Genomic DNA, 2,823 nt, shown 5'->3' on the forward strand with positions numbered 1-2,823 from the left:
TGGTCGCCCTCAGTGGCCTGGCGCAGGAGTATCCGCGGGGCGGGCTGCGCGTGCGCGATCTGGTACGCCCCGAGCACACCGAGCGCGAAGCCGACGATGGCTGACGCGGCGGCCACGGTCCCGCTGCGGCGGCGGATGAGCTCCATGACGTCGGCCATGTCTACAGCCCGTCGCTTTTGGCGCTCTTGGCCAGGCAATACGTCATGATCGCGTTCGGGTCCGCGATGGCGACCGTCTGCTGGATCAGCCGTGCCTGTGGATAACCCGCGGCATCGCGGCCGTCGCTGAAGCCGAGCGTGTCGTACAAGAAGGCGCCCGAGGCGGCTCCCCCCGCCGCCGCGCAGTCGTCGACGCTCACCGAGATCGCGATGCTTCCGGTGCCGTGCGGCGGGATGAGGACGTCGTCACGGGTCGCGACTTGCAGCCCGCCGCCGCTTTCCCAGTTCTCCACGGCGGCTTGCAGCAGGGCCATCCGCAGCGGGAAGGCCGCGCGGTCGGTGGCGGTGACCGTGACCGTGTACGTACCCGGCGTGCGCGACGGCGTGACTGTCACCGCGCGCACGATCTGGGGGCCGGGCATCCGTGCGCAGACCGCTTGCTCCGCGATCTCGCTGAAGCGGTCGACCATCAGTGTTTCCCGGTGTGCCTGGCCGTCGGCGGTGCGGGTGCTCAAGTTCGCGATCGTGGCGCTCGCGTCGGGTTGTGGGTAGTCCCCGCAGACGAAGTGGGCCCGGCCTCGCAGCAGACTGACGTCACCGGGGGCCGTCGGCGCCGTGCTCGCGGGAGTCAGCGCGGCGGGTTGGAAGTCCATGGCGCTGATCGTCGCGCCGAGCACGGTGACCGGATCGGGGCCGTCGTTGATCACGGAGAGGGTCATGTCCTGGTCGAAGGTGTTCGTCCACGGTGTCGCGAGCAGGTCGGCGGCGTTCTGCGTCGCCGGCGGCGCGGGCAGCGCCTGCACGACGAACGCGGCGACCGGGGCGAGATGGAGCAGGACGGTCGTGCGGTCGTGCGCCGCCGTTCTGCCGGTGAGGAGACCTGCTGTGGAGGCCGCGCCCAGGACTAGAGTTGTGAGGGCGATGCCGAAGTGGACGCTGAGCGCGTGGCCGACCGGCGGCCCCGTGAGCCGGGGCCGGGACAGCCGGCTGTGCGACGGCAACGGCGGCTCGCTCGCCGGGGCCCACACGCCGTCCGGGGTGTCGTCGTACTCGATTTCGATTTCGAGGCCCACGCTCGCCGCCCTTGCCTCCTACCTGCCGGAAGTCTATCCGTTGTCACGCTGCGCGGGGCTGCGCAATGGATCCGACTTCTGTCGGCGCGATCGAATAATGTCTCGCTCATGGCAGCAGTGATCAACCCCACCGAGCCCGCGCGCTGGTCGGCGCAGCGGGTCCAAGCGCTCGCACCGGACGCGGCGTCGCAGACGGCGGGCCGCAAGCTCGCCGTGCCCGGGCCGTGGACCGGGAGCGGGGCGCGGGGCGAGGCCGGTCTGGTGTGGGGCGACTGCCGGGGCAGCGGGGCTAAGCCGTATCAGGTCACTGTCGAGCTTCCCGCGGACCAGGGCCAGCCCGCGTACGCGTGCACCTGCCCGTCGCGCAAGTTCCCGTGCAAGCACGCGCTCGGCCTCCTGCTGCTCTGGTCCGCGGGCACGGTGCAGGAGGTCGGGGCCGACGCCGTGCCGCCGCGCGTCGACGAATGGCTGACTTCACGGCGTGAGCGCGCCGAACGCGGCGAGGCGCGCAAGGCCGCGCAGACGGAACGGGCCGCGGCCGCGGATGATCTTGCAGGGGACTCCACGGCGGTCGACAAGGCGAACCAGGCCGCGGCGCGCCGCGCCGCGCAGCGGATCGAGCGGATCGACGCAGGGCTCGACGACCTGGAGCTCTGGCTACGCGACCAGCTGCGCTCGGGGCTGACCGGCCTGCGGGCGGGCGGTTACCGGCCGATCGACGACCTGGCCCGGCGGCTGGTGGACGCGCAGGCCCCCGGCGTGGCCGGGCGTGTCAAGGGTCTGACCGTGTGCCTTTCCACAGCCGAGGACTGGCCGGAGCGCACGCTGACCGAGTTGTCCCTGCTGCACCTGCTGATCCAGGGCTGGCGCCACCGCGACGCGCTGCCCGCCCCGCTGGCCGCCACGGTGCGCCGCCGGGTCGGGTTGAGCATGACCGCCGGGGAGATCGCCGCGGCCGGCGAGCACGTCGACGACCGCTGGCTGGTGCTCGGCAGCCGGGATCTGGCCACGGACAAGCTCGGCGAGCGCCGGATCTGGCTCCAGGCGCTCGGCAGCGGGCGCCCGGCCATGCTGCTCGCCTTCGCCCCGCCCGGACAGGGCTTCGCGCTCGCCCTGCCGGCCGGCGCGGTGCTGGACGCGGAGCTGGCCTTCGCCCCGGACGCGGCGCCGCTGCGAGCCGTCGTGGTGCGGCAGCGGGAACTGTCGGCCGATCCGGGGATGGCCGCCGTGCCGCAGGGCGGCACGCTGGACGATGCTGCGGCGGCCTTCGCCGCGGCGCTCGCGGCAGATCCGTGGACGACAGCCGTCCCGGTCGTTGTGGACAGCGCGGTGCCGCTGGTCGGCGACCGGCCGGAGCGGTGGCAGATCGCTGACGTCAAGGGCGGCGGCCGGGTTCCGCTGCTCGCGCAGGCCGACGGGGTGGACCCGAACCGCGCCGACCTGGTCCGCCACGGCCTGCTGGCTTCGGGCGGCGGGCACCCGGCGCCGCTGTTCGGCCTGTACCGCAACGGCGGGCTGACTCCGATCACGGTGTGGAGCGACGGACAGGCGGCGAGCCTCTGATGACGAACGTTGTGAACGCCGAGCTCAGT

At 73.2% G+C, this 2,823-nt stretch carries 2 protein-coding genes; one reads left to right on the forward strand and one right to left on the reverse strand.

Annotation, left to right across the window (positions count from 1 at the left end):
* Positions 1-160: 160 nt before the first annotated feature.
* Complete coding sequence (locus tag VGS97_RS05620) at positions 161-1,231, reverse strand: hypothetical protein (protein ID WP_326852137.1); 1,071 nt, start codon at positions 1,229-1,231, stop codon at positions 161-163.
* A 108-nt stretch (positions 1,232-1,339) separates the two neighbouring features.
* Here VGS97_RS05620 and VGS97_RS05625 point away from each other — a divergent pair, with 108 nt between their 5' ends.
* The gene (locus VGS97_RS05625) at positions 1,340-2,794 is read left to right on the forward strand and encodes an SWIM zinc finger family protein (RefSeq protein WP_326852138.1); all 1,455 of its coding nucleotides are present in this window, start codon (positions 1,340-1,342) and stop codon (positions 2,792-2,794) included.
* The last annotated feature ends 29 nt before the right edge of the window (positions 2,795-2,823 follow it).

This window comes from Actinocrinis sp. (assembly GCF_035946395.1).
Classification (GTDB): Bacteria; Actinomycetota; Actinomycetes; order Streptomycetales; family Catenulisporaceae; genus Actinocrinis.